Source organism: Paraburkholderia oxyphila NBRC 105797, assembly GCF_000685075.1.
In the GTDB taxonomy this organism is placed as follows: Bacteria; Pseudomonadota; Gammaproteobacteria; order Burkholderiales; family Burkholderiaceae; genus Paraburkholderia; species Paraburkholderia oxyphila.
Window position 1 is genome coordinate 1 of record NZ_BAYD01000004.1, and the last position, 24,274, is coordinate 24,274.

Sequence of the window (24,274 nt, forward strand, 5' to 3'; positions counted from 1 at the left end):
TCCGAGATGTGTGAATTGGTGTCGTAGAGCTGCGCGCCGTTGACGGCGTCGGTGCTGGCAGCCGAAACGTCGCCGTTGGCCACGTTATGCAGTGCGACCGGATTGGCGCCCGAGCCACCGAGCGTCACCGCATCGTGCGCCGACGAGTCGTAGATCACGGCATCGGCAAGCTTGCCGTTGATGTTGGTGATGTCACCCTGGATGGTGGTGACGTCGCCGGCGAGGTCCGAGATGTGCGAGTTCGTGTCGAAGAGCTGAGCGCCGTTGACCGCGTCGGTGCTGGCAACCGAAATGTCGCCGTTGGCCACGTTATGCAGTGCGACCGGCTTGCTGGCGTTCACGCCGCCGAGCGTCAGCGCATCGTGCGCCGACGTATCGTAGACCACCGCATCGGCGAGCTTGCCGTTGATGTTGGTAATGTCACCCTGGATGTTGGTGACGTCGCCAGCGAGGTTCGAGATGTGCGAATTCGTGTCGTAGAGCTGTGCGCCGTTGACGGCGTCGGCGCTGGCAGGCGACAGCGCGCCATTGGCCACGTTATGCAGCGCGACCGGTGCGCTGGCATTCGTGCCGCCCAGGGTGACCGAGCTCTGTGCCGGCGAGTCGTATTGCACCGCGTTGCCGATGCCAGAAGCGATGGCATAGAGCTGCGAGCCGTTGACGGCTTCCGTGCTGTCCGCCGAAATCTTGCCCGGCGCGAGTTGCACGATCTTCTGGTTGCTCATCGTGACGACGCTGTCGAACGTCGTCGGGCCATAGACCATGACGCTCGCGCCACGGATATTGAGCGTGCCGTTCGTGTAGCCGGCCACCTGCGCCGTCGACGCGCCGAACCCATAGCCGCCCTTCGTATCCGCAGCGTTGTTCAGCGAGAAGGCGAGGCCGTCGCTTGTGCCCTTGCCGTCGGTCGAGCAGTCGAGCGACTCGCTGCCGCCGCTGTAGCCCCACGCATACCCCTTTGCGCCCGAGCAAATCTCGAGACCGCCCTGGCCCAGCGTTCCCGCTGTCGCGGCAAAGGTAGCACCCGATGTGAGGCTTGTTGCGAGTCCAACAGCCCCGGTGGCGAGGACGGCGAGCCGGCGCGAAGATTTGCGGTGTGCCGTGGCGGTTTCGGGCGCAGCTACCCAAGTTTGGTCTGTTTCGCTCCAGACTGAGCGATAGGTCTTATTCATTCAGGCAACCATATTAGAGTTGATTTTTAGTCCGCGCATGCGCCTCTGACATCCTCGCGAATGTCTGGATCTCGAAAAAAAAGCCACGTTTTGGCGATGCGTGGCGCAACTCTATGGGTGGAGCATGGGTGTCAGGAATACGAATATTCTTAATTCGGGTTGGAAACTGTTATCAGCTTCGGATGACGAATTTTTTTGTGCGTAGCCCATACAGATTATTTTTACGGCTTGACGTCAGCGATAAATCAATATTCTTATTGATTGGATAGAAAAACTAATAAAATTGAGAGTATTGTGGATTTTTGTAAATTAATATGAAAATATGTCAACAATGGATTGGATTTAATTCCGCCTGTTAAGATAGCCGCGCCACCAAAACGGGGTGGTTTTCACCTACACACTGGAGAACCAGAAATGGAAAAAATCGATCGCGGCCAACTCGCCAACGCCAAACTCGCAGGCGGTTGCTGCAAGTGCAAGAATCAGCCGCAGCCGGATCCGACGCCGGTTCCGCGCTAATCGTCTGAGCTGAACGAAAGGGGGGACGCCCCCTTTCTTCTTTTCGGGCTTGGGTTCGTTCCGCTTCGTTGGGCCATGGACATGACCGCCGGCGCACTTTCGCAATCACTCAAACGTCTTTACGCACGACTCGCGAGTCGGCGGCTGGCGCTGCGCCGAAGGTTGCTCGCATGCCTGCCTTTCGTGGCGGTCGAGCGAATCGCACTCGCCAGCTGGATGATCCGGGCGGCCTATGACGGCCGGCTTCGTGCGACTGGCGTGTCGCGCTACGAGACCGGGCGCATCGACATCGGCCTCGCGCGCGCGCAGGCGTTGCGCACGATGAGCGCGAACGTGCGCGAAGCGTGGCTCGATGAACGTATTTACGCCGGGCGCGCGCTGCGCCGGGACGCGTGGCCCGATCTGCGAGCTGCCGCGCATCAACTGGCCTCGCGGATCAAGCAGATCAAGGCCAGCGAACCCGGTCGAGTCGTGGTGCTCTCGCCATTTCACTACGTATCGCAATACGCGAACATCTATGTAGTCGACGAAGTGCGCCGCGTGTTGGGTCTCGAGTCGATGGCGGTTGTGTCCGGTGTGCCGCGCGACATTTACGGCAACGACGCTGCGATGATTCCTTCGCTTCGCGTCCTCTATACCTACGATGAAAAAGGTCGCGAGAGCCGCAACAGTTTGGGCTTGAGGGTCTTACGCGCACTGCGTCGCGACGGCGTAGCGGTGGTGTTTTCCGACGTTCCGCCGTATACGCTGGCCAAATATCCGATGGAGACGGTAGGCGTGACGATCGGCGGCAGGTCGGCGCGCGTGCACAACGGCGTCTTCCGGATCGGCACGCCCGTGGATGCGCTCCTGCTGCCGTTTTATCTGAGCTTTGAGACAGGGCGCTTCGGGGTTAGGATGTTCGAGCCCATCGCGCTTGCCGATGCCGCCGCGCCGCAACGTCTCGCCGACAATATCGAGATTGCGCGCCGGGAAAATTATCCGCATTGGCTCTACGCCGGGCATCCATCGGTCTATCACTTCGCCACTAGTCGTTAGGAATCTTTAACAAATTTTAACAAATAGCCGCACGAGCAGACCAATCGGCGCGTAGCGCCGGAGAATACACGATCGGCCGGCATGACCGGCCGCGGGGACTTATAACAACGTGGAACCGATTTATCTTCCCGAGTTTCGGGATATCCGCTGGCGCTGGATTGCCTATGCGGCATCGACAATCGTCGTGTTGGGCGTTGCATTCGCCTTTACGCATGAAGTCGAACTCAAGCAGGATGTGCGCTGCGAGATCGTGTCGCCTGCGGAAATCAAGATACAAGGCGCGAGCGGGCTGATTTCGTCGATCTACGTTCGGCCACCCGAGCAGGTGAGCGCCGGTCAGCCGCTTTTTCGCGTCGAGCGCGATTTGTCGCTCGCGGGCGATGGTGTGCGCCGATCCGTATTCGATGTCCAGGTGCGCGACGAAGAGCGACGCGCCGCCGACGCGCGCTATACGCAGCGGCATATCGATCTCACGAGCCAGCTCGCCACGGCACGCACGAACGAAGCGAGCCGTCGCGCGGAGCTTGCCGAGCTGGACGTGCAGGGCGCGCAGAACAGCCTGCTCGTGAGCGAGGCGCAAAAGAAGCTCGCGCGGCTCGAATCCGTTTCGGACTATGTCGCTGCCGACCGTGTCGAGCAGGCGCGCGCGGATCTGCATCAGAGCCGTATCGCGCGCGCGGAGGCGTCCTCGCGTCGGCAGCAGACTATGGCGGCACTCGCCGACCTGCAGAACAGCCAGACCTCGCTCACCGCGCAGCTCAACGAACTCGAAGCGAGCCATGCGCGCGATCTTCAGGAAGCGGATGCCCGTTTCGAGCAGAACCGCCGCGACGCGACGATTTCCGCGCCGAAAGCCGGCACGGTGACGTTCTCGCGTCTCGTGCAGGGGAGCACGCTCCAGCCCGGCGATGTCGCCATGGTAATCGTCACGGACCCGACGCAGCCCCTGCGCGCCGAATTGCGCATTCCGTCGCGCCGTCGCGGTTTCGTGCACGAGGGGCAGACGGTGCGCCTGAAGTTCGACGCGTTTCCCTACGCGCGCTTCGGCTCGTACGAAGCGCGTATCGACTCGATTTCGCGCACGACGGTCGCTGCAGCGTCGGCGCCCACCGGGCCGGAAGCCGCTGCGGCCGCCGGCAACGGCGGCATGCCGCCAGACCAGGGCGACGAGTACGTCGCGTGGGTCACGCTGCCCGGCCACACGTTCCACTACGGCTCGCAGCGCTTTGACATTCTGCCAGGCATGCAGGCGACCGCGAGTGTCGTCGTCGAGCGGCGCACCATCGCCGAATGGGTGCTCGAGCCGCTGTTCAAGATCGTACGAGGCTGAAATGCAGGTGATCTACCAGAACGAAGTCGCCGAGTGCGGCTACGCGTGTCTTGCCATGGTGCTCACGCATTTCGGGCGCGCCACGGAGGTGCGCGAGCTATCGGCGTACCGGCCGATCTCCGCGAACGGTCTTTCGCTGATGGACCTGTACGATACGGCAACCGATTTCGGCCTCGAAGTCCAGGCGTTCCGCTTCGATGGGTCGCAGGTCGGCGAAATCAAGCGCGGCTCGATCATCCATTTCGGCGGTGCGCATTTCGTGGTGTTCGAGCGCGCGACACGTAACTACGTCACCTTGCTCGATCCAGCGGTCGGACGCCGGCGCATCGCGATGGACACCTTCCTCGCTTGCGTTTCCGGCTACCTGATCGAATGCGCGCCAACCCCGGCGCTCACGCGCATCAAGCGGCGCTCGCGAGTGCCCGCAGCGCTCGCGCGCCTGCGCGCGCTCAATCCGCAACTGCGGGGCCAGTTCGGGAAGATTCTGTTCGTTGCGCTCGGGGCGCAGTTTGCGATCCTCGCGCAGCCGTATTTCGGCTCGTTCGCGCTCGATCATGTCGTGGCCGCGGACAACCTCGAGTTGCTCAACGTGCTCGCGCTCACCTTCGGGACGATCTTCCTGGTCGGCGCGCTCAGCCAGTACGTGCAGGGCGTGCTCGTCGAGTTGCTGTACGCGCGCATCAGCGTGAATTCCACCGAGGGGCTCTTTGCGCACCTGCTGCGCGTGCCGATCGCGTACTTCGAGAAGCGCAACGTCGGTGACATCTTCACGCGCTTCAAGTCCCAGGAAGAGATCAACGTCTTCGGCTCACGTCAGGCCGTGTCGTTCTGCATCGATGTGACGGTCGGTCTGCTCGCGATGCTGTTGATGTTTGTTCAGAATGCCAAACTATCTGTCGTCGTGCTGGTGATCTTTGCGGTCTACATCATCGTTTCAGGGGCGATCTTCGCGTCGATGCGCGATGCGCACGCACGCGTTCTGCAGGAAGGGGCCCGTTGCGACGACGCGCTCTTCGAGACCGTGCGCGGCGCGTCGCTCATCAAGCTCTCGCAAGGCGAGACGCGCCGCGTGGCGCGTTATATGGAGCTCTTTCGCACCTATGCCTCGGCGCTGTTCCAGAGCAGCCGGCTTTCGGCCACGCGTGACGCGGTCCTCAAGCTGCTCATGCACGTGGAGACGCTCGCCGTCACCTGGTTCGCCGCAAAGCTGATGCTGGGCGGCGTGCTCTCCGTCGGCGCCTTCTACTCGTTCATGATCTACAAGGCGCTCTTTTCCGAGCGGATCGCCGCCACCATCAATACGGGCTTTGCGTACTACATGCTGAGCGTGCCCGTCGCACGGGTCGACGATATCGTCGCCTGCGAGCCGGAGCGCTATACGGCGCTCGCCGATATGCACAAGACCGTCGAGGTGCGTGAATTCGAGCGCATCGGCGTGCGCAACGTGACCTTCGCCTACGGCGTTTCCGACCAGCCCGTGCTCGCGGGGGCGAGCATCGATATCGCGCGCGGCGACAAAATCGTCATCACGGGGCCGTCGGGCGCGGGCAAGTCCACGCTCTTCAAATTGCTGGCCGCTTCGGAAGTGCCGCAGCAAGGCGAGATCACGCTCAACGGGATTGCATGGCCCAATCTGAGCGTCGACGAGATCCGCCGTCACGCCGTCCACATGCGGCAGGGCGACATCATCCTGCGCGGCTCGATCGCCGACAACATTTCGCTGTTCGAAGGCAATCCCGACGAAGCACGCATTCTCGCGCTGCTCGACGAGGTCGGCCTGCTCGAGGACGTGATGCGCTTGCCAATGCGCACACGCACGATCATCAGCGATTCGCTGGCGAATGTCTCCGCAGGGCAGCGGCAGCGCTTGCTGCTGGCCCGCGCGCTGTATCAGCGGCGCGAGCTGTTGCTGCTCGACGAGCCGACCTCGAATCTCGACCCCGTTGCCGTGCGGCGCATTTCGGCGTTGCTCCAGCGACTCGATCGTACGGTCGTGGTCATCACGCATGACGTTGCCATGGCCGAGGGCTTCGAGAAGCACTACCGGCTCGTCGACGGTGCGTTCGTGCGCGTCGAGCGCGAGCACGCCGGCGCCGCGATGGAGGGCATCGCATGAACGGCGCTCGTCCCCGGCGCGCCGTGCGCGCGATCGCACTTGCCTGCCTGCTGCTCGTGAGCGGGGCGCGCGCCGCGGACCTGCTTTCCGTGGTCGACGATGCGCTCGATCACGACCCGGCGCTCGCCGCCTCGCGCGCGGCTTCACGCGCCGCCGCGCAGGCCATCCCCAAAGCGCGTGCGGGACTCCTGCCTCATGTCACCGGCGGATGGGGCCGCGCCTATAACGGCATCGTGACCGAGGATTTCCCGACCCAGCACTACTGGCAGAGCGGCTGGACGATCGGGCTGACGCAGCCGCTCTTCAACTGGGCGAGCTGGACCGCGTACCGGCAGGCCGACTACGAGGTGGCGCGCGGCCGCCTGGAGGTGGCCAGCGCCACCCAGGACACCATCCTCGCGGCGGCGCAGGCGTATTTCGACGCGCTCGCCGCCGGCGACGAAGTGGCGCGGGCCACCGACTATTTGCGCGCGCTCGATGCGCATCTCGCGCTGGTCATGCGCGCGAAGGCGGCCGGAGAGGCGACGCTGATCGACGTGCAGGACGGCGAGGCGAGCCGTGCGCAGGCGCAACTGCAGTTGCTCGATGCGCAGAGCCAGGCGCGTCTTGCGCGCGCGGCGCTCGAACGCATCGCCGGCAAGAGCGTGGAGACGCTTGCGCCGCTGCCGCCCGGCGGCGCACCGAAGTTGCAGCCCCCCGACGTCGAACCGTGGGTCACCCAGGCGCAGTCGCGCGGCTATACGGTGCAGATCGGCGAGGTGGCGCTGCAGATCGCGAAATTCGAGACCGAAAAGGCGCGCGCGGGACGTTATCCGACGGTCGACTTGCAGGTTACCCACACGCCGGCCGGTGCGGCGGGCGGCTATTCGAGACCCACGACGACGACGACCGGCATGGTCTCCGTCACGATTCCCATTTTCTCGGGCGGGGAGATCACGGCGAAAGTGGCCGAGGCGACGGCGCTGGAAGACAAGGCGCGCGATGAGCTCGACGCGGCGGTGCGCGACTCGGGCGCCGGCGCGCGCGACGCGTGGCTGCGCGTGAGCTCGGGCGAGGCGCGCGTGAATGCGCTGGAGCAGGTCGTGGGGCGCGCGCAGACGGCGCTCGACGCGACCCGCATTGGCTTCGGCGTGGGGAGCCGTACGAGCCTCGATGTGCTGCGCGCGACCGATACGCTCTATGCGAGCCGGCGCGACCTGATACGCGCGCGCTACGACGCCGTGCTCGCTTTGCTCAAGCTGCTCTCGCAAACCGCTACGCTCGATCTCGACGAAGTCGGGCGCATCAATGCGCAGCTCTTTACGGAGGGCGGGGGACAAGAACGCGAGCAGGTGAGCAGGGCGGCAATGCCGGCGCTGCCAGCACAGCCGCTGCCAGCCGCAGGCGGCCAGGCTGATGCAGGCAAGGCGTCGGCGCGCCGCGACGTGAATGCCGTAGAGAAAATCGTCAGTGGTCCGCGCGCAGCCGTAACAGCGACGCCGCGCACTGACGGGCCGTTGGTGCGGGAAACCGGTCCTGTTTTGCCTGTTGTCGCGCGAGCGTCGGCGCAAAGCGAGGCTTCCGCGGAGCCGAAACGCGAGGTGACACTGCCGCCGCGTGGCGCCGTCATGGCCGCGCCAGCACCAGTACCGGCATCAGCACCGGCATCAGCACCGGCATCAGCGACTGCGCCAGTGCCACCAACATCGACTGCACCAGCACCAGCACCAGCGACATCAACAACGGCCACGCCAGCACCGCGTGCACCACGGGCGCTATCTGCATCGGACATGGCACCGGCGGCGCCAGCCCTGCGTAACGGCTACGTACCACTCGCTCCCTAAGCGTCGCACCCGTTTATTGCCTGGCCGCCCAAAGAAAAAAGCCCGAAGCGCTGAGCTTCGGGCTTTTTTCGTCCTGCCTGACTGCTTGAACCGTGACTAGACGGCGATTACTGCTTCGCGCCGCCTTCGAACCACGCGGCAATCTTTTGACGCTCGTCGTCGGTCATGTGCGTGACGTTGCCGAGCGGCATGGCCTTGAGCGTGACGGCCTGCTGATACAGCCGCTGGGCGTTCTGCGAGATTTCATCGGGCGTATCGAACATCACGCCGGCAGGTGCCGAGCCCATCATCGTCGGGTGTGCCGAGTGGCAGGTCGCGCAGCGCTGCGTCAGGATCGGCTGGATGTCCGAGATCTTGAGCGTCGGGGCGTTCGCGGCTTCGGCTTGCGGCACGACCGGGCGCGGCAGCGTCCAGACCAGTGCGACGAACATCAGCACCACGCCGCCGATCGGCAGATACCACAGCTGCTGACCACGGTGACGCATCACGAAGAACTGGCGAATCAGCGCGCCGGCCAGCATGATCACGACGAGCACGGCCCAGTTGTAGGCGTGCGAGTAGGTCATCGCGTAGTGGTTCGACAGCATCGCGAACACGACGGGCAGCGTGAAGTAGGTGTTGTGCACCGAGCGCTGCTTGCCGCGCTTGCCGTAGATCGGGTTCGGCGTTTCACCCTTGAGCATCGCTGCGACCATCTTGCGCTGACCGGGGATGATCACGAAGAACACGTTCGCCGACATGATCGTCGCCAGCATCGCGCCCATGATCAGGTACGCTGCGCGGCCCGAGAAGATGTGGCAAGCGAGGTAGGCTGCGACCACGACGTAGATGCCGACGCACACGCCGAGCAGCTTGTCGTTGGTGCCGAGCAGGCGGCACAGCGAGTCGTAGACGATCCAGCCGGCGGCGAGGAAGCCGAGCGCCGAGAAGATCGCGACCACGGGACCCATGTCGAGCACGTTCTTGTCGATCAGGTACGTGTTCGGCGCCATCAGGTACAGCACCGTGAACAGCGACGCGCCCGAGAGCCACGTCGTGTACGAGGGCCACTTCGACCAGTGCAGGTCGTCCGGCATTTCGGGCGGCGCGACGGTGTACTTCTGCATGTTGTAGAAGCCGCCGCCGTGCACGTGCCACAGCTCGCCGAACACGCCGCGACGCTTCTGGTTCGGGTCCGTAGGCGGTTTGAGGCTGTTGTCGAGCGCGACGAAGTAGAACGATTCGCCAATCCAGGCGATGGCCGCGATGACGTGGAACCAGCGCAACGCGAGGTTCAGCCAGTCGGTAATAAAGCCTTCCATGAAACTCCTCCACTCCTGATTCGTTGCGCGCGGACGGCGATGCGTCTCGCGCTGACTGGGGGGCGGCGCGCAGGACCCGGGGGAACCGGCCTCGCGCCAAACGCCATGAGAAAGTGTGGCGCCGCAAAAGCGGGGCGTCGCTCGCGCGCGCTTGCCGCCAGTCTCGTTGCTATGCTGTTATGCGTTCTTGGATCTCGCAGGGCCGCTCAGCTACCGCGATAGGTGCTGTACGCCCACGGCGAAACGAGCAGCGGCACGTGGTAGTGCGCGCCGGTGTCGGCGATGCCGAAACGCAGCACGACGCGGTCCACGAAGCGCGGTTCCGGCACTTTGGCGCCGAGCGCGGCGAAGTAGTCGCCGGCATGGAACACCAGTTCGTATTCGCCCGTGGCGAGTGCCGTGCCTTCGAGCAGCGGTTCGTCGCAGCGGCCGTCGTGGTTGGTCGTAACGGTCTTCAGCGCACGGCGTGCCTCGCCGTCGAGCGCAAAGAGTTCGACCTTGATGCCCGCGCCGGGACGGCCGTTCGCGGTGTCGAGCACGTGGGTAGTCAGCTTGCCCATTCGCAGTTTTCCTTGTCTTTTCCTGGTGTCATTGCGAGGTTTCGGCGGAAGCCCGATCCGATGAATCCGAAGATTCTTGCGGCGGATCGAGGCTCCACATCAGCTGTGGCTACATACCCGTCGGCGGATCGAAGCGAGCGCCGTGCACGCATTTTAAGAACGATTGCGGCATAAGCGCGCGAGCGATAGGAAAGATAATGCCGGCAGCATGTGCCTCGCGCTCGGAGCCTTGCTCCATGGGGCTTTCGGCCCGTTCGAAGTTCGGGTTTTCACCCATGGCAGCATCGTAAACCTGCCAAAAATCGACCTTTATATGAATCGCGTGAATTCGGGTATCTCGTCTGGGCGAATTGTCAGCGTTTTTTTGGCCGTGGAAGGTAACGCTCATGCGCGGCTCGCCGGAAGGTGGGCCGCGCGTCCCGAAGACGGCGCCAGGCGCTGGGTAACCGGGCCAGCGGCGTCTTCAGTCGGGACGCGTCGGCACCGGGTTCCCCGATGACCGGCGCGTGCGGCGAGGGCGTCTGATTCACATTCACGGTATCTCAAACGCGGCGTACGGCGTGCTAAGCAGCGCGAGGCGTGCACCGCGGCAAGACAACGGAGCGAACAGACACGATGGAACCCACCAACCGCACATCGAACGCCCAGGGCGCAGGGCAAGGTCGCGGCAAGACCCTGCTGGTGAAGAACGCCGACATGCTGGTGACGATGGACGACACGCGGCGCGAGATCCGCGGCGGCGGCATCTACGTCGAAGACAACCGCATCGTCGCGGTCGGCCCGACGGAAAGTCTGCCGGCCACGGCCGACGAGGTAATCGACGCGAGCGGCCATATCATCACGCCGGGGCTCGTCAACACGCACCATCACATGTACCAGAGCCTCACGCGCGCCGTGCCCGCCGCGCAGGACGCCGAGCTGTTCGGCTGGCTCACGAATCTCTACAAGGTCTGGGCGAACCTCACGCCCGAGATGATCGAGGTCTCGACGCTCACGGCCATGGCTGAGCTGTTGCTCTCCGGCTGCACGACCTCGAGCGACCATCTTTACATCTACCCGAACGGCAGCCGTCTCGACGACAGCATCCGCGCCGCCCAGCAGATCGGCATGCGCTTTCACGCGAGCCGCGGCAGCATGAGCGTCGGCCAGAAGGACGGCGGCCTGCCGCCCGACTCCGTGGTCGAAAACGAAGACGCGATTCTCGCCGATACCCAGCGTCTCATCGAGACGTATCACGACGAGGGCCGGTACGCGATGCTGCGCGTCGTGGTGGCGCCGTGCTCGCCGTTCTCCGTGAGCCGCGACCTCATGCGCGAGTCGGCGACGCTCGCGCGCCACTATGGCGTCTCCATGCACACGCACCTCGCGGAGAACGTCAACGACATCGCCTATAGCCGCGAAAAGTTCGGCATGACGCCGGCCGAGTACGCCGAGGATCTGGGCTGGGTGGGCCGCGACGTCTGGCACGCCCACTGCGTGCAGCTCGACGAGCACGGCATCGGCCTGTTCGGGCGCACCGGCACCGGCGTCGCGCATTGCCCGTGCTCGAACATGCGGCTGGCCTCGGGCATCGCGCCTGTCAAGAAAATGCGTCTCGCGGGCGTCCCGGTCGGCCTCGGCGTGGACGGCTCCGCCTCGAACGACGGCGCGCAGATGGTGGCCGAAGCGCGTCAGGCGATGCTGCTCGCGCGCGTGGGCTTCGGCCCCGACGCGATGACCGCGCGCGAGGCGCTCGAGATCGCCACGCTGGGCGGCGCGCAGGTGCTGGGCCGCGACGACATCGGCGCGCTCGCCCCGGGCATGGCCGCCGATTTCGTCGCTTTCGACCTGCGCCAGCCGCTCTTTGCCGGTGCGTTGCACGATCCGGTGGCGGCGCTCGTGTTCTGCGCGCCGTCGCAGGTCGCGCTCTCGGTGATCGGCGGGCGGATCGTCGTGAAGGAAGGTGTGCTGCAAACGGTCGAGCTCGGACCCGTGATCGAGCGGCATAACCGGCTCGCAGGGCAGCTCGTGCAGTCGGCGAGATAAAAGAGCGGGTAGGAATGAAGCGGGCGGCGCGCATGTGCGGGCCGCCCGTGGTGGAACTACGTTGAAAGTGCCGTGACGCAAAGGCGGGCGGTCATCTCGCCGCGGCCGCGTCACGCACCGTTCAGGGCTTGTCGATCAGCGTTTTCGTTGCTTCGGTGACGAGGCTGCGTAACCAGCGTACTTCGTCCGAGTAATGACAGCGCTCATGCCACAACTGGTAGTACTGCATCGGCGGGAAATCGAGCGGCGCGGGCACGACCGTGAGCGGCAGGAAGCGCGCGTAATGGTCGGCGAACAGGCGCGTCGTGGTGAAGACGAGATCCGACTTGATGAGCACGTAGGGCGCGAGGTTGAAGTACGGCAGCGTGACGACCACGTGGCGCTTGAGGCGCTCGCGCGCGAGGTGCACGTCAATGGCGCCGCGCTGGCCCACGGAGTAGGGCGTGGGCGCGAGGTGCGGCGCGTTCAGGTACTGGTCGAGCGTGAGCCCGCCGCGCTTGGCGAACGGGTGCGTATTGCTCATCAGGCAGACGATCTGGTCGACGAACAGGTTCGAGAGGTGCAATTGCTCGGGCGGCTCGGGCCAGTTGCCGATCACGATATCGAGCTTGCCCTCCTCGAGCGCGAGCTCGTAGTCGAACGAGGGCCCAAGCGAATGAAACTCGAGCGTGGCGTTGGGCGCGGCCTGGCGAAAACGCTCGACCACGGTGGGCACGAACAGCACGTTCAGGTAGTCCGGGCAACCGATGCGATAGCAGCGGATGGACGTGGCCGGATCGAAATTGTGTTGCTGGAAGCGAATGCGCTCGATCTCACGCAGGGCATTCTGCACGGGTTCGAGCAGGCGCAGGCCGTATTCGGTGGGCACCATGCCGGATTTGCCGCGCACGAGGAGCGGGTCGCCGGTGATGTCGCGCAGGCGCCGCAGCGCCGCGCTGATCGCAGGTTGCGATTGATTGAGCTTGACGGCGGCGCGCGTGACGCTGCGCTCCATCAAAAGGGTGTGCAAGACGCGCAAGAGGTACGTGTCGATCGCCTCGCGTTGCTGGCTCATGAACTCTCCGGATTATATGTTTAGGCTGATCGAGGGGCTTTGTGAGTATACGTTTTTTAATATGAACAGCAAAGGCAGTCAAGGGAGGCTTTCCACTAAGCCCCGCTGCCGAGCCCATTCCGCGCGGGGTACGCGGATTTTTGGCGGCTCGACGCTGGCACGGCTAACAGGGTATTGTCATTTCACACGGCGAGGCTTTACGGGGGCTCGCCGCAATATCGAGCGACATCGCACCACGTCAAAACACAGATAGCCATAACGTACTACGGCGGAACCTCCATGGGCGATTCTTCTTCACGTCTGGCCGGCAGTCCACACGCGGGGGGCGCAGACGCGCGCGTCCCACGGCTCGCGCTTGCGGGCATCACGAAGCAATATCCCGCCGTGCGCGCGAACGACAACGTCACGCTGACGGTCGCGCCCGGCGAGATTCATGCGCTGCTCGGCGAGAACGGCGCGGGCAAGAGCACGCTCATGAAGATCGTCTACGGCGCCGTGCGCCCGGACGCGGGCGAGATCCGCTGGGAAGGCGAGACGGTCGACATCCCGAACCCGGCTGCGGCGCGCAAGCTCGGCATTGGCATGGTGTTCCAGCACTTCTCGCTGTTCGAAACGCTCACCGTGGGCGAGAACATCGCGCTCTCGCTCGACGAGGCGTTCGACCTCAAGGCGCTCGGTCAGCGCATCCGCGAGGTGTCGGCGCAATACGGGCTCGACGTCGATCCGCAGCGCCACGTGCACAGCCTCACCGTGGGCGAGCGGCAGCGCGTGGAGATCGTGCGCTGCCTGCTGCAGAACCCGCGCCTGCTGATCATGGACGAGCCGACCTCGGTGCTCACGCCGCAGGCCGTGCGCAAGCTATTCGGAACCTTGCGCCGGCTTGCATCGGAAGGCTGCAGCATTCTCTACATCAGCCATAAGCTCGATGAAATCCAGGAGCTTTGCGACACGGCCACGGTGCTGCGCGGGGGCAAGGTGACCGGCAACGTGATTCCGCGTGAGGAAACGCATGCCTCGCTCGCGCGGCTGATGGTGGGGCACGAGCTGCCCGACTATACGCGCCGCGCGCATACGCCGGGTGACGTGCTGCTCGACGTGAAGCATCTGTCGATGCCCAGCGAGGACCCGTTCGGCACTTCGCTCGACGACGTCACGTTCGCCGTGCACGCGGGCGAGATCCTCGGGATTGCCGGCGTGTCCGGCAACGGCCAGGCGGAATTGCTCGCCGCGCTCTCGGGCGAGGCGCGCGACGCCTTCCAGTCCCGGGCGGGCCGCCACGGCGCGGCCGCCGATACCGTGACGATCTGCGGCAAGCCCGCCGCGCGTCTTTCCGCCGGTGCGCGGCGCAGGCTGGGCTTCGCCTTCGTGCCCGAGGAGCGGCTCGGGCGCGGCGCCGTGCCGGCGATGTCGCTCTCGGAAAACGCGCTGCTCACGGGGCATCGCCAGGGGATGGTGCGCTCGGGCTGGCTCAGGACCGGCGCGATGCGCGCGTTCGCCGAGCGCTGCATCGAGGCCTTCGACGTACGCTGCGGCGGGCCCGACGCGCTGGCCCAGAGCCTCTCGGGCGGCAATCTGCAGAAGTACATCGTCGGGCGCGAGATCCTGCAGGCGCCGAAGGTGCTGGTGGTCGCGCAGCCCACCTGGGGCGTGGACGTTGGCGCGGCGGCGTTCATCCGGCAGCAGTTGCTCGACCTCTCGGCGCGCGGCGTGGCGATCCTCGTGATTTCGGAAGAGCTCGAAGAGCTCTTCGACATCTGCGACCGCATCGCGGTGCTTGCGGGCGGGCGGCTGTCGCCCGCGCGTCTCACGGGCGAGACCAACGCCGAGGAGATCGGCCGCTGGATGGCGGGCCTGTTCGGCGATCGCGGTGGACACGCCGGGCGCCCGGACGGCGGACCGCCGCCCGCGGAGCCGGCCGCGCCTACCGCACATGCGTGACGCTACCGGTCTGCGATGCAGGCGCACTGTGCACGCGACATGAACCTCGCGAGCACGTAGCAAGCCCGTGACGCAGACCTGAGCCAAGCGCGACCCAAGGTTCTCCACCCGAGCCGAAACCACAACAACCGGACCGATTGCCGATATCGTCATCATGATCTTTCCGTACCGCCTCGAAGCCCGCACAACGCCTTCCCGCACGGTTCGCATCGCCGTGCCGCTGGTTGCCGCACTCCTCACGCTCGCGATCGGCTTTGTGATTTTCGGCCTCGTCGGGCGCGATCCCGTGCAGGCGATGCATGCGTTTTTCATCGACCCGCTTTCGAGCGTCAACGGCTGGTCCGAACTGCTGCTCAAGGCCTCGCCGCTCTGCCTGATCGCACTGGGTCTCGCCGCGGGTTACCGCGCCAACGTCTGGAACATCGGCGCGGAAGGGCAGATGGTGCTGGGCGGCATCGCGGCGAGCGGCGTGGCCATCTACTTCGATCAATCGACCGGCTGGTGGATCCTGTTCCTCATGATGCTCGCGGGCGTGCTGGGCGGCATGGCATGGGCGGCGATCCCCGCCTGGCTCAAGAGCCGCTTCAACACGAGCGAGATCCTGACGAGCCTGATGCTGACCTACGTCGCCACGCAATTGCTGATCTGGCTCGTGAGCGGTCCGTGGCGCGACCCCAACGGCATGAATTTCCCGCTTTCGGAGATGTTCAGCGGCGACGCGCTCTATCCGACCTTCGGCGGCGACTGGCGCATCCACTGGCTGCGCGGCACGCGACTGAACGCGTCGATCTTCCTCACGCTCGCGGCCATTCCGCTCGTCTGGCTCTTCATGCGCCGCAGCTTCGCGGGCTATCGCATGAGCGTGGGCGGCCTCGCGCCGCTCGCCGCGCGCTACGCGGGTTTCTCGGAGAAGAAGACGATCTGGACCTCGCTGCTGCTCTCCGGCGGCCTCGCCGGTCTTGCGGGCATGGGCGAGATCGCGGGCCCGATCGGCCAGTTGCAGGCGACCTGGTCGCCCGGGTACGGCTTCACGGCCATCATCGTCGCGTTCGTGGGACGGCTGCATCCGGTCGGGATCGTGCTCGCGAGCCTGCTGATGGCGCTGCTCTATCTGGGCGGCGAAGCGGTGCAGACCTCGCTGCAACTGCCTCAGGCGCTCTCGGGCGTGTTCCAGGGCCTGTTGCTGTTCTGCCTGCTCGGCGCGGACCTCTTCGTGAACTACCGCGTGCGCCGCCGTCATCCCGTCGCGGCTGCACATTGACTGGCTGATCCGTCGATCGCGCCATCCACAAAAAAGCAACCACGAAAAAGCATTCGAAAGAGGCTCCACCACATGGATATCCAGCAAGCCAGCTCGCTCGCCTCGAGCGCCGTCACCGCGGCCATCCCGCTGATGTTCGCGGGCGTGGGCGAACTCGTCACGGAAAAATCGGGCGTGCTCAACCTCGGCGTGGAAGGCATGATGCTGATGGGCGCCGTGACCGGCTACGCGCTTACGACGATCACCGGCAACCCCTGGCTCGGGCTGCTGGCCGGCATGGGCGCGGGCATCGTCATGGCGCTGCTGTTCGGCTTCCTCACGCTCACGATGCAGGCCAACCAGGTCGCTACGGGCCTGTCGCTCACGATCTTCGGCGTCGGTCTTTCGGCGTATGTGGGCAAGCCCTACACCTCGGCAGCCACCTCGGCGACGATCGACGCCTGGCCGATTCCGGGTCTCTCGCATCTGCCCGTGGTCGGGCCGGCGTTTTTCAGCCTCACCCCCGTCGATTACCTCGCATTCCTGATGTTCGCGGTGGTCGGCTGGTTCCTCTATCGCACGCGTGCGGGGCTCGTGCTGCGCTCGGTGGGCGAGTCGCCGCAGGTCGCGCATTCGGTGGGTTTTCCGGTGATTGGCGTACGGTATTGCGCGACGGCGTTCGGCGGCGCGATGGCGGGGCTCGCGGGCAGCTATTACTCGGTCGTCCAGCTGCATCTGTGGCAGGAGCAGATCACGGCGGGGCGCGGCTGGATCGCGCTCGCGCTCGTCGTGTTCGCGACCTGGCGGCCGGGGCGCCTCCTGATTGGCGCGCTGCTGTTCGGCGCGGTCACGGGCGCGCAGTTCTATGCACAGGCCGTCGGCGTGCCGGTGCCCACGCAGTTCCTCGCGATGCTCCCCTATGTGGCGACGATCGTCGTGCTCGTGCTCATTTCCCGTAACCCGAACACGATCCGCCTGAACGCGCCGGCCTCGCTCGGCAAGCCGTTTTATGGGGCCGCCTAGGTGGGGCCGCCCAGGTGGGGCCACGCAGGTCGGTCTGCCCAGGCAAGGCTAACTCGCGGCCGCCTGGGTTGCCCAGGCGCCCCGCAGAAGATTCGAAAGCTCGCAGTATCCCTATCCACGACAGGAGATCCACGATGAGAAAAACCATCCTGACCGCTTTCGCCGTTGCCGCAACCTGCGGTGCGGCGGCGCTCGCGCCGCAGGCTCAGGCCGCCGACGTGCCGGGCGTTGCGTTCGTCTATCTCGGCAATCCGGGCGACGCCGGCTGGACCTACGCGCACGATCAGGGCTCGAAAATGGTCGAGCAGAAGTTCGGCAACAAGATCAAGATCACGCGCGTGGAGAACGTGCCCGAATCCGCCGACTCGGAGCGCGTGTTCCGCGATCTCGCGAGCAAGGGCAACAAGATCATCTTTGGCTCGAGCTTCGGTTATCAGGACTTCGAACTGAAGGTCGCGAAGGATTTCCCCGATACCGTGTTCCTGCACGCGACCGGCTACAAGAAGGCCGCGAACTTCGGCACCTATGACGTGCGCATGTATCAGGGCGCGTATCTCGCGGGCGTCGCGGCGGGCTATGCCACCAAGACCAATACGCTCGGCTTCGTCGCCTCGGTGCCGATTCCCGAAGTGGTGCGCAACATCAACGCCTACACGCTCGGCGCGCGCTCGGTGAATCCGAAGGTGCATACCAAGGTCATCTGGATCAATAGCTGGTTCGATCCGGGCAAGGAGAAGCAGGCGGCCGAGACGCTGATCGGCCAGGGCGCCGATGTGCTGCTGCAAAACACCGACTCGAGCGCGACGCTCGCCACCGCCGAAGAGAAGCACGTGCACGCGTTCGGCTGGGATTCGAACATGAAGAAGTTCGGCCCGAACGCGCACCTGGGCTCGGTGGAGGCGAACTGGGGCGTCTACTACGTTGCCGCGATCCAGCAGGTGCTGGACGGCAAGTGGAAGAACGATCCGGTCTGGTGGGGCATCCCGCAGAAGGCCGTCGATCTCGGCGACGTGAACACGGCCGAGCTGTCGGCCGACGCGCAGAAGGCCGTCGCCGCGAAGCGCGAGGCAATCGCAAGCGGCAAGTGGGACGTCTTCACGGGCCCGATCAAGGATCAGACGGGTGCAGTCAAGATTCCGGCCGGCAAGACGCTGACCGATCCGGAATTGCAGCGCCTGAACTGGTACGTCGAGGGCGTGGACGGCTCGCTGCCGAAGTAAGCGCGCGGCGCGGGGGCGCGCTTGCGGCGTGAGGCGTGCCGCAAGCGTTCCAGGGCGATTTCAATCGTAGCGCCCGGGCCGTGCTTGTCGACGGCGCTTTGCAGCACCATGCGGCTGCGCGTAGCCTTCACGGCTCGCGCAGCCGTTCGCTTTTTGGGGCATGAATCCGGACCGCGCGGCCCGTACTTCATTCGTCGATGCGCAGCCCCACCTTGATCGTCACCTGCCAGCGTGTGATCTGGTCGTTCTCGATCATCCCGCGCGTTTCGGTGACTTCGAACCAGTGCAGATGGCGCAGCGTTTTCGAGGCGCGCGCGATGGCGCAGCGTATCGCGTCATCGCTCGAGACGGTGGAGGAGCCGGTGAGTTCGATCTGCTTGTAGACGTGGTCGTTCATGACAATGTCTCCTTTTTGCGGGCTTCGGGCGGCGCGTTCGGCTCACGCGTCAATCGAGTATAGGCAACGGTCCGGCGAGTGCCAGGCCGCCGATGCGCACGCCGGGCCGGTATCATGGCGCCTCGCCATTGCGCCGCATCGGGCGTGCCGGCCATGAACGGACGGCGCGGTGCGAACTTTTAAGTGCAATGAGCCGGAACGTAGCGAGACACGAAGCAGGAGACGAAGAAGATGCAGAAGCAGGAACTGGGATTTTGCGGACCGGGCTTGATGGGCGCGCCGATGATCCGCCACCTGTTGCGCGCGGGTAACGCGGTGCGCGTGTGGAACCGTACGCCCGAGAAGGCCGAGGCGCTGGTTCCCGACGGTGCGCAGGTTGCCGCCACACCGGCGGAGCTGGCCCAGCATGCGGACGTGGTGCTGCTGTGCGTCGCGGACGGCGCCGCGGTCGAGCAGGTGGTGTTCGGCGAACACGGCTTGCTGGCCGGCGCAGAGGGCGAGGGCGGGCGAAGCGTGCGCGTGCGCTGTATCGTCGATCACTCGAGCATTCCGCCCGAGCTGACGCGCGAGCTGGCCGCGCGCGCAGCGGCGCTTGGCGTGGGCTGGGTGGATGCGCCGGTCTCGGGCGGCGTGGCGGGCGCTCAGGCGGGCTCGCTCGCGGTCATGGCGGGTGGGGCGGCGCAAGACGTTGACGCCGTTGCGCCGATCCTTGCCGCCTATGCGGCGCGGGTGACGCACATGGGCGGCCCCGGCGCGGGCCAGACCACGAAGCTGTGCAACCAGGCGATCGTCACGGCGACGGTTGCGGCGATCGCCGAGGCGGTGGGCCTCGCGCGCCGCAGCGGCATCGACGCCGCCAAGCTGCCCGAGGCGCTCGCGGGCGGCTGGGCCGACTCCACGCTGCTGCGCACGTTCGTGCCGCGCATGACCCAGGAGGGCCTCGCGCCGATCGGCGCGCTGAAAACGTTCCAGAAGGACGTGGACACGGTCGCGGACGCCGCGCGCCAGACTGGCACGCCGATGCCGGTCGCGGGCGCCGTGCAGCAAATCCTGCGCCTTGGCGCGGCGATGGGGCTGGCCGAGGCGGACCTCTCGGGCTTCGTCGACGTCCTGCAGATCCCGCGGCGCGGCTGAGGGTCCCGGCCCGGGGAGCCAGGCGGCAGGCGGCTCCGCTGGTTTCCAGGCTCCCCGGCCCCCCACAGGGCCCCCAGGCCTGGATCAGGGAGCCTGCGCATCGCACGAATCTGCCACGAATTTCCGGTAATTTTCCCGGGCGCGCTCGCGAGGCCAGAGCGCTGGCAGCCGCGCGCGAACTGGCATAACCTGCTAAAATTACAGGTTTTTCGTCGATCTACTTTCCGGGACGCGCTGTGCTCTCTACCGCCAACATCACCATGCAATTCGGGCCGAAGCCCTTGTTCGAGAACATCTCGGTCAAATTCGGCGAAGGCAACCGCTATGGCCTGATCGGCGCGAACGGTTGCGGCAAGTCCACGTTCATGAAGATCCTCGGTGGCGACCTCGAGCAGAGCTCGGGCACCGTGATCCTCGAGCCGAACGTGCGTCTGGGCAAGCTGCGCCAGGACCAGTTCGCGTACGAAGACGTGCGCGTGCTCGACGTCGTCATGATGGGCCACACGGAAATGTGGGCCGCGATGACCGAGCGCGACGCGATCTACGCGAACCCCGAGGCGACCGACGACGACTACATGCACGCCGCCGAACTCGAAGCGAAGTTCGCCGAGTACGACGGCTACACGGCCGAAGCGCGCGCGGGCGAGCTGCTGCTCGGCATCGGTATCGGCACGGAGTTCCACAACGGCCCGATGAGCGGCGTGGCGCCGGGCTGGAAGCTGCGCGTGCTGCTCGCGCAGGCGCTGTTCTCGAAGCCGGACGTGTTGCTGCTCGACGAACCGACCAACAACCTCGACATCAACTCGATCCGCTGGCTGGAAGATGTTCTGAACGAGTACAACTCGACGATGATCATCATCTCCCACGATCGACACTTCCTGAACCAGGTCTGCACGCACATGGCGGACATGGACTACGGCACGCTGAAGGTCTGGCCGGGCAACTACGACGACTACATGCTCGCTTCCGCGCAGGCGCGCGAGCGTCAGCAGGCCGCGAACCAGAAGGCGAAGGAGCGCGTGGCCGACCTGCAGGACTTCGTGCGCCGCTTCTCGGCCAACAAGTCCAAGGCGCGTCAGGCTACCAGCCGCCTGAAGATGATCGACAAGATCAAGATCGAGGAATTCAAGCCGTCTTCGCGTCAGAACCCGTTTATCCGCTTCGAATTCGAGAAGAAGCTGCACAACATCGTCGTGGTCGCGGAAGAGATCACGAAGACGTACGAACGTCGCATCTTCAACAAGTTCAGCATCAGCGTGCAGCCGGGCGAGCGCATCGCGATCATCGGCGAGAACGGCGCGGGCAAGACCACGCTGCTGCGCTCGCTGCTCGGCAATCTGGCCGTCGATAACGGCTCGGTGAAGTGGGCCGAGAACGCGAACATCGGCTACATGCCGCAGGACACGTACGAAGAGTTTCCGGCCGATGTCACGCTGATGGACTGGATCGACCAGTACCGTCAGGAAGGCGACGACGAGCAATCCGTGCGCGGCACGCTGGGCCGTCTGCTTTTCAACGCCGACGACATCCGGAAGTCGGTCAAGGTGCTCTCGGGCGGGGAGAAGGGCCGCATGATCTGGGGCAAGCTGATGCTCGGCCGCCACAACGTGCTGCTCATGGACGAGCCCACCAACCACATGGACATGGAATCGATCGAGTCGCTGCAGATCGCGCTCGAAAAGTTCGAAGGCACGCTGATCTTCGTCTCGCACGACCGCGAGTTCGTGAACGGTCTCGCCAACCGCATCATCGAAGTGAAGACCGACGGCAAGATCAACGACTACAGCGGCAACTACGAGGACTTCCTCGCGAGCCAGGGGCTGCATTGAGGCTTGGGTGTCAGGCTGAGCAATGACTGAAAACGGGCGGCGCGAATGCGTCGCCCGTTTTGCTTTTGCGGTCTGCACGCGCGCGCTCCGTTATTGGCTACCGGTTCGTCGCGCGTAACGAATGGGCTGTCACTGGAGCGGCGTGAGTTCTCGAACGACATCGTCCAGCATCCTCGTGGGACGCGCTTGCCCTCGAGCCGCAGGGTGCCGGGCACGCCAGAGCTGCTCGCGTACGGGCGCTGGCAGGTGATCTTCCAAAGCGCGTTCGGCTTTTCTCCCTAACGCGACGAAGTGCACGGGTTGGGAGAACAGGCTGATGAAGTCGGCCAGGATGTGCTTCGTCGCCAGCAATTCCTGACTCGAGGGACTTCTGTTGCTCTGGGTGTTCCCCGCGATAAACGGGTGGAACGGGAGCGCATTCCACAGCGCGAAGTCCATCGGCGCGAACCCGTTGTCAAGCATCGTTCGCCAGACGATCGAGGCCGTTCGTTCATAGACACCGTCCTTGCGGTCGGTGTCTCTGGCAAGCGTACCGGGGTTGCTGGTGCGCATGGCCAGGCCGGGACGCAAGTCGCATAAGGGATTGAGATTCAAGCGCGTGGCGCGCTCATTGAGCACGGGGTCTTTGCCCAGCAGAATCCGCTCGGAAGTCATGGCGATGCCCGTAAAGCGACCGCCGCGGTAGCTCAGCGCCTCCGCGATCAGTATGATCTTGGCGCTTGCCCGGCGGCATTCGAGATACACGGCCAGTTGTTGCTGGCGAATCGCTGGCGCGTCCACTGCCGGCGCGTCGCGCTCATCCGCTTCGGACCAGGGGTTGAATACATTGGCCATACGAGGCCACTGTGCGAGGCGCTGAACGAAGTCTTGAGCGGCGGTCATGGAAGCGACGTCCGGCGAGGCGTTTTCACGACTCTATCAGCTCGTCAATTTACGTATCGCATGGCGCCCGGCATTCGATGCGCGCCACGCGCGCGCAACACCTTACGTAACCGTCAAGCACGCTAGAATAGAAAGTTGCCGCCGCGCAGACTGGAGATTGCGCGGCAAATGCGAACGAACACGGAGACACCATGAACCACTACGAGCAGCTCTACATCAACGGCCAATGGGTCGCCCCGCACGGCAAGGGCACGATCGACGTGATCGATTCGGGCACCGAAGCCGTCATGGGCCGCATCCCCGAAGGCAACGAAGCCGATGCCGAAGCGGCCATCGCCGCCGCGCGCGCCGCTTTCGACACATGGGCGGCAACGAGTCCGCAGCAACGCGGCGCGTATCTCCAGAAAATCGCCGATAACCTCAAGGCCCGCACCGACGAGCTCGCCCAGTTGATCGCGGGCGAAGTGGGCATGCCGCTCAAGCTCGCTCGCGCGATCCAGGTGGGCGGTCCCGTCTACAACTGGGGCGCCTATGCGAAGCTCGCGAACGAGTTCCAATACGAGGAACGCGTGGGTAACTCGCTGGTCGTGCGCGAGCCGGTGGGCGTGGTCGCGGCCATCACGCCGTGGAACTATCCGCTCAATCAGATCACGCTCAAGGTGGCCGCCGCGCTCGCCGCGGGCTGCACCGTCGTGCTCAAGCCGTCCGAGGTGGCGCCGCTCAACGCGTTCGTGCTCGCCGAGGCCATTCACGAGGCGGGCCTGCCCGCGGGCGTCTTCAATCTCGTGACCGGCTACGGGCCGGTGGTCGGCGAATTGCTCGCGCGTCATCGCGACGTCGACATGGTCTCGTTCACGGGCTCGACGCGCGCGGGCAAGCGCGTCTCGGAGGTGGCCTCGGCCACCGTCAAGCGCGTGGCGCTCGAGTTGGGCGGCAAGTCGGCCTCGGTCGTGCTCGACGACGCGGATTTCGCGGCGGCCGTGAAGGGCACTGTGGGCGCCTGCTTCCTGAACTCCGGGCAGACCTGCTCGGCGCACACCCGCATGATCGTGCCGGAAGCGCGCTACGAAGAAGCGCGCGCACTCGCGAAGGAGGCCGTGGAAGCCTACACGGTCGGCGATCCGCGCGACGAGAAGGCGAAGCTCGGGCCGCTCGCCTCGAAGGTGCAGCAAGAGCGCGTGCAGCAGTACATCGAGCGCGGTATTGCCGATGGCGCCGAACTGGTGACGGGTGGCACGGGCTTGCCAGCGGGCGTGACGAAGGGCTTCTTCGTGAAGCCGACCGTGTTCGGTCGCGTGCCGCGCGACGCCGCCATTGCGCAGGAAGAGATCTTCGGACCGGTGCTGACGATCCTCACGGCCAAAGACGAGGACGACGCCGTGGCGATCGCCAACGACTCGCTCTACGGCTTGGGCGGCGCCGTCTGGGCCGGCAGCGACGAGCGCGCGGCACGCGTGGCGCGCCGCATCCGCACGGGCCAGATCGACATTAACGGCGGCACCTGGAACATGGCCGCGCCGTTCGGCGGCTTCAAGCAGTCGGGCCATGGCCGCGAGAACGGCGTATACGGTCTCGAAGAGTACCTGGAGTACAAGTCGATGCAGTTCAAGGCGCCGAAACCTTGATCTGACGCCGATTCGCGCCTTGCAAATGTTTCGGTGCGACGTTTTGAT

19 protein-coding genes are annotated in these 24,274 nt (G+C 65.2%); 12 read left to right on the plus strand and 7 right to left on the minus strand.

From position 1 onward, the window contains the following. A partial coding sequence (locus BO1_RS49435) for an ESPR-type extended signal peptide-containing protein (protein WP_043283637.1) occupies positions 1-1,172 on the minus strand: 1,172 nt, incomplete at its 3' end. A 702-nt stretch (positions 1,173-1,874) separates the two neighbouring features. On the opposite strand from BO1_RS49435, the gene BO1_RS02840 reads away from it, so the two are divergent. The 4 genes from BO1_RS02840 (at position 1,875) to BO1_RS49440 (ending at position 7,998) form a co-directional block, all read left to right on the plus strand. Further along, positions 1,875-2,729, plus strand: coding sequence for a hypothetical protein (locus tag BO1_RS02840; protein WP_245643691.1), 855 nt, complete (start codon positions 1,875-1,877; stop codon positions 2,727-2,729). Positions 2,730-2,838: 109 nt separating this feature from the next. Continuing rightward, on the plus strand, positions 2,839-4,059 hold the full coding sequence (locus BO1_RS02845) for an HlyD family secretion protein (protein ID WP_028216255.1): 1,221 nt from the start codon (positions 2,839-2,841) through the stop codon (positions 4,057-4,059). A 1-nt stretch (position 4,060) separates the two neighbouring features. Then, positions 4,061-6,175, plus strand: a complete 2,115-nt coding sequence (locus BO1_RS02850; RefSeq protein ID WP_028216256.1) for a peptidase domain-containing ABC transporter — start codon at positions 4,061-4,063, stop codon at positions 6,173-6,175. Next, on the plus strand, positions 6,172-7,998 hold the full coding sequence (locus tag BO1_RS49440; RefSeq protein ID WP_063744659.1) for a TolC family outer membrane protein: 1,827 nt from the start codon (positions 6,172-6,174) through the stop codon (positions 7,996-7,998). Before BO1_RS02850 ends, BO1_RS49440 begins: the two co-directional genes overlap by 4 nt. 107 nt (positions 7,999-8,105) lie before the next feature. Here the strand turns inward: BO1_RS49440 and BO1_RS02860 are convergent, their stop codons facing one another. The 3 genes from BO1_RS02860 to BO1_RS02870 all read right to left on the minus strand — a co-directional run bounded on the left by BO1_RS02860 (position 8,106) and on the right by BO1_RS02870 (position 10,247). After that, a complete protein-coding gene (locus BO1_RS02860) occupies positions 8,106-9,299 on the minus strand; it encodes a urate hydroxylase PuuD (RefSeq protein WP_028216257.1) in 1,194 nt (397 codons plus the stop codon). 206 nt (positions 9,300-9,505) lie between these two features. Then, positions 9,506-9,859, minus strand: a complete 354-nt coding sequence (uraH, locus tag BO1_RS02865; RefSeq protein WP_028216258.1) for a hydroxyisourate hydrolase — start codon at positions 9,857-9,859, stop codon at positions 9,506-9,508. Positions 9,860-9,968: 109 nt separating this feature from the next. Beyond that, complete coding sequence (locus BO1_RS02870; RefSeq protein ID WP_028216259.1) at positions 9,969-10,247, minus strand: hypothetical protein; 279 nt, start codon at positions 10,245-10,247, stop codon at positions 9,969-9,971. A 227-nt stretch (positions 10,248-10,474) separates the two neighbouring features. Between BO1_RS02870 and BO1_RS02875 the strand changes: the two genes are divergently transcribed. Beyond that, complete coding sequence (locus tag BO1_RS02875) at positions 10,475-11,884, plus strand: 8-oxoguanine deaminase (RefSeq protein WP_043283640.1); 1,410 nt, start codon at positions 10,475-10,477, stop codon at positions 11,882-11,884. Positions 11,885-12,005: 121 nt separating this feature from the next. On the opposite strand, the gene BO1_RS02880 is transcribed toward BO1_RS02875, so the two are convergent. Then, a complete protein-coding gene (locus tag BO1_RS02880; protein WP_028216261.1) occupies positions 12,006-12,938 on the minus strand; it encodes a LysR substrate-binding domain-containing protein in 933 nt (310 codons plus the stop codon). A gap of 279 nt (positions 12,939-13,217) precedes the next feature. Between BO1_RS02880 and BO1_RS49445 the strand changes: the two genes are divergently transcribed. The 4 genes from BO1_RS49445 to BO1_RS02900 all read left to right on the plus strand — a co-directional run bounded on the left by BO1_RS49445 (position 13,218) and on the right by BO1_RS02900 (position 18,359). Further along, positions 13,218-14,876 (plus strand): ABC transporter ATP-binding protein, encoded by a 1,659-nt coding sequence (locus BO1_RS49445; RefSeq protein WP_043283641.1) that lies wholly within the window; start codon positions 13,218-13,220, stop codon positions 14,874-14,876. A 154-nt stretch (positions 14,877-15,030) separates the two neighbouring features. Continuing rightward, positions 15,031-16,137, plus strand: a complete 1,107-nt coding sequence (locus BO1_RS02890; protein ID WP_028216262.1) for an ABC transporter permease — start codon at positions 15,031-15,033, stop codon at positions 16,135-16,137. Between the two features lie 72 nt (positions 16,138-16,209). After that, a complete protein-coding gene (locus tag BO1_RS02895; RefSeq protein ID WP_028216263.1) occupies positions 16,210-17,139 on the plus strand; it encodes an ABC transporter permease in 930 nt (309 codons plus the stop codon). Between the two features lie 134 nt (positions 17,140-17,273). Further along, positions 17,274-18,359, plus strand: coding sequence for a BMP family ABC transporter substrate-binding protein (locus BO1_RS02900; RefSeq protein WP_028216264.1), 1,086 nt, complete (start codon positions 17,274-17,276; stop codon positions 18,357-18,359). 187 nt (positions 18,360-18,546) lie between these two features. Here BO1_RS02900 and BO1_RS02905 read toward each other — a convergent pair whose 3' ends face one another. Then, positions 18,547-18,756, minus strand: a complete 210-nt coding sequence (locus tag BO1_RS02905) for a dodecin (RefSeq protein WP_028216265.1) — start codon at positions 18,754-18,756, stop codon at positions 18,547-18,549. 231 nt (positions 18,757-18,987) lie between these two features. Here BO1_RS02905 and BO1_RS02910 point away from each other — a divergent pair, with 231 nt between their 5' ends. After that, positions 18,988-19,890 carry an NAD(P)-dependent oxidoreductase gene (locus BO1_RS02910; protein ID WP_043283643.1) on the plus strand — a complete coding sequence of 301 codons (903 nt, stop codon included), beginning with the start codon at positions 18,988-18,990 and terminating at the stop codon, positions 19,888-19,890. A gap of 236 nt (positions 19,891-20,126) precedes the next feature. After that, positions 20,127-21,719 (plus strand): ABC-F family ATPase, encoded by a 1,593-nt coding sequence (locus BO1_RS02915; RefSeq protein ID WP_028216267.1) that lies wholly within the window; start codon positions 20,127-20,129, stop codon positions 21,717-21,719. 129 nt (positions 21,720-21,848) lie between these two features. Here the strand turns inward: BO1_RS02915 and BO1_RS02920 are convergent, their stop codons facing one another. After that, positions 21,849-22,601 (minus strand): uracil-DNA glycosylase, encoded by a 753-nt coding sequence (locus BO1_RS02920; protein WP_245643692.1) that lies wholly within the window; start codon positions 22,599-22,601, stop codon positions 21,849-21,851. 191 nt (positions 22,602-22,792) lie between these two features. Between BO1_RS02920 and BO1_RS02925 the strand changes: the two genes are divergently transcribed. Then, complete coding sequence (locus BO1_RS02925) at positions 22,793-24,226, plus strand: aldehyde dehydrogenase family protein (RefSeq protein WP_028216269.1); 1,434 nt, start codon at positions 22,793-22,795, stop codon at positions 24,224-24,226. Positions 24,227-24,274 lie beyond the last annotated feature (48 nt).